Origin of the sequence: Moorena sp. SIO2C4, from assembly GCF_010672485.1 — a bacterium.
GTDB classification, from domain to species: Bacteria; Cyanobacteriota; Cyanobacteriia; order Cyanobacteriales; family Coleofasciculaceae; genus Moorena; species Moorena producens.
Map to the genome: position 1 here is coordinate 1 of NZ_JAAHGN010000804.1, position 3,551 is coordinate 3,551.

Genomic DNA, 3,551 nt, shown 5'->3' on the forward strand with positions numbered 1-3,551 from the left:
CCAGAAAGCTAGGCATAGACCTATCCAGACTGAGTAGACGGTGTTTGACTACCGTAGCGAAGATTAGACTTTGGACGTTACCTAAGTTTATCTTGTCAGCAGAATCCCCCGCGTCTTTAGACCGGGGAGTGTCAAAAAGCCTCCTCTACTGCTAGAGTTTCTAAGTCTTGTTCCCTTGGCAGTAAGCTTATGGCTGGTGAACTGCAAAAGTCTAGCGCTAGCGCAAAATGAGGTGGCAAATCCGCCACTGACAGCGATGTCGGGTATCGCGATATCAGGGATCTATGACTATACCCCAGTTCATAGTCAGTGTGGGACAGGCTAGAAGCTTGTGGCACACAGGGTCGAAGCCTGTGCCAGACTTTCTTGGTGAAATGGTTTTAGCATAGGATGTATCTCCTGTTAATGGAGGAGCCAGAAGCCAGCGTTTGCCATGGAAACTTTGCGCTGGCTTCTTTCTATCTCCTTATCTCCTTACTTTCATAATAACACAAAACATTTAAATACTGTAAAAACGTTAAAAAACTTAAAAAACTAATTTGGGAGGAACGTCAATTGCTTTGCGACCATTCAAAATTATCAATTCAAAATTAAAAAATACCCCCGAAATGAATTCAGAGGCTTGTATTTGTTGTCAACAATTCAAAATTATAAGGCTAGTAATTTTGTAAGCCGTCAGCCGTCAGCCGTCAGCCGTCAGCTAAAAGCTCACGCTACTTGAGGTGCTTACAATAAACCTAGAACGAGATAATTTAATAATTCCAGATTAATGAGAATTGAAAGTATGGGGAAAATTCCATGACTCCTGGCACAGACTTCGAGGCTGATAGCACCTCAAGTAGCGTGCGCGTAGGGCATTAGCTGATAGCTTATGTAATTTTGAATTTTTAATTTGGCATTTTGAATTTAAAAAAAATAACCTTTCCCTTAATTAACAGACCATGGATCACTAATCTCAGAATTAATAGACCATGGATCATTAATCTCAGGTATTTCCATAGCTTGTCGTCTGTGTTGCTGCTGTTGAATCCGATCGAGAGTACCAGTGGGAATAGAAGCAATCAGCTGACGAGTATAATCCTGTTTCGGTTCTCGATAAATACTGTCAGCGGGACCAATTTCTTCAATTTTGCCCTGGTTCATTACCATAATGCGATCGCTCATGAATTTAACTACACTCAAGTCATGGGAAATGAATATATAGGTTAAGCCGAAATCCTCCTGCAATTGTTTCAGCAAATTCAGGACTTGTGCCTGTACGGAAACATCTAGAGCAGAAACGGATTCATCACAAATGATAAACTTAGGATTAAGAGCGAGTGCCCTAGCAATACAGACCCGCTGGCGCTGACCTCCAGAAAATTCGTGAGGATAGCGATTCATCCAGTCAGGATTTAAATCCACTCGCTCCAACAACTCAGCCACGCGATCGCGTTTTTCCTTACTATTACCCCCAACATCATGAATCAATAGGGGTTCCATCACTGCTTCCCCAATCTTTAGTCGTGGGTCGAGGGAACTAAAGGGATTCTGAAACACAATTTGCATTTCACGGCGTAATTGCCGCAAACCCATACCCTTGATGGTGGTAATCTCTTTACCATCAAAGTTTACTTCTCCACTCATTGGTTCAATCAAGCGCAGCAATGTTCGTGCCAGGGTAGATTTGCCACAACCGGATTCTCCTACTAAGCCCAAGGTTTCACTGGGATAAACATCAAAAGATACTCCATTGACTGCCATCAGATAGCGTTTCGTCCCGCCAAATACGCCTCGAATGGGAAAGCCTACCTGTAAGTTACGCACCGAAACTAATGGTTGTGTGGTTGTTTGGTTGAAGGTTGTTCGCGTAGCGTGGCCTTTTGGCCAAGGTTGGGAGGTTGAAGGTTGGGAGGTTGAAGGTTGGGAGGTTGAAGGTTGGGAGGTTGAAGGTTGGGAGGTTGAAGGTTGTTCGCCTTTAGCGTTCCCGTAGGGTAGGTTATCTGACGAAGTTTGAAGCTGGAACCGGTCAACATTCAACCCTTTTGATTTTTCTCGGATTACCTCTTCCCCACTAGCAGTAGTTACCACCTCCATGAAGTCAGAAACAGTTGGTAGGTATGTTACAGTTTTATCCAGAGTTGGGCGACAGGCTAATAATCCCTTGGTGTAGGGATGGTTTGGCTCAGAGAAAATTTTCCAGACATCACCCCTTTCCACAATTTTGCCTTGGTACATCACCGCTACGCTGTCAGCAATTTCCGCAATTACCCCTAAGTCGTGGGTAATAAAAATCATGGACATCCCTCGGGTATCCCGTAACTCCCTCAGCAAATCCAGAATAGTTGCCTGTACGGTAACATCAAGAGCAGTAGTGGGTTCATCAGCAATCAACACATCAGGGTTACAAGAAATTGCGATCGCAATCATGACCCGCTGCAATTGACCACCAGACAGTTCATGGGGATAACGCTTTAATATTTCCCGTTTTTGCTGGTTAATGTGGCGATTAATTAGCCGTTCCCCTGGTATTGCTTGACCAGGGTTCTCCCGACGGAATTCCTCTAGAAAAGTCTCCCTCAATTGTTGATCGCTAGGGAGTAGCTTCACCTCTTGAAGACGAGCCATGGCTTGACGCCTTGCTTCTTTTAGGGAAACATCCTGGTGTTGCAGAATTGCTTCCGTCAGTTGAAACCCACAGGTATAAACTGGGTTAAGGGAAGTCATGGGTTCTTGGAAAATCATTGAGATTTGACCACCCCGGTAGGACTGTTTTTGATCAGGACTCAGCCCTAGCAAATCCACTTCTTTTTCCCGAGCTGAGGGTCGGAAATAAATCTCGCCATTGGTAACCTTACCAGGATAGGGTACCAAACCCATTATGGCCAAAGACGTGACTGATTTCCCAGAGCCTGACTCCCCCACAATCCCTAGGGTTTGTCCTCGACGCAGTTGAAAGTCTATGCTGTCAACGGCTGTGACCTGTTTTACATCGGTTTGGAATTGGACTTTCAGATTACGGACGTCAAGAACATTGTCAGTCATGGCATTCAAGAGGATTAAGTTAAGAGAGTTAACTTAAATCATACAAAAACTCTAGGGTTTACTCCCTAGGTCAGCTGTCAGCTCTCAGCGGTCAGCCGTCAGCTGTGAGCTATCAGCTATCAGCTATCAGCTATCAGCTATCAGCTATCAGCTCTCAGCTATCAGCTCTCAGCTCTCAGCTCTCAGCTCTCAGCTATCAGCTCTCAGCTCTCAGCTATCAGCTATCAGCTCTCAGCTCTCAGCTATCAGCTGTTTTCTATCTTCAATCAGATCGATCTGGCTGCTACCTGGGAAGTAAGCTATCAGCTATCAGCTAAGCTGTTGCGCATTTAAACTGTGATAACAGCATTGCCTTTGTTTTTTATTTTTCGTACCCATTTTATAATTAACCCTCCTTCATTTAAAAGATGATTTAACAAACATTCTAATTCTTCAATTGATTTGAAAACTCGATTGGCAATATATTCTTTTGCTGAATGCCAAACCAATTCAATTAAGTTATAATCAGGACTATACTCGGGAAGATA

3 protein-coding genes are annotated in these 3,551 nt (G+C 43.9%); 1 reads left to right on the plus strand and 2 read right to left on the minus strand.

The genetic code is table 11. The features are described 5' to 3' along the window. Window positions 1–927: 927 nt before the first annotated feature. Window positions 928–3,024, minus strand: coding sequence for an ABC transporter ATP-binding protein (locus F6K20_RS29370; protein ID WP_008184785.1), 2,097 nt, complete (start codon window positions 3,022–3,024; stop codon window positions 928–930). Between the two features lie 104 nt (window positions 3,025–3,128). Between F6K20_RS29370 and F6K20_RS29375 the strand changes: the two genes are divergently transcribed. Beyond that, window positions 3,129–3,341: a hypothetical protein gene (locus F6K20_RS29375; protein ID WP_063747934.1), complete on the plus strand. Its 213-nt coding sequence runs from the start codon at window positions 3,129–3,131 to the stop codon at window positions 3,339–3,341. Window positions 3,342–3,353: 12 nt separating this feature from the next. On the opposite strand, the gene F6K20_RS29380 is transcribed toward F6K20_RS29375, so the two are convergent. After that, on the minus strand, window positions 3,354–3,551 hold a 198-nt coding region (locus tag F6K20_RS29380), incomplete at its 5' end, for a transposase (RefSeq protein WP_287265468.1).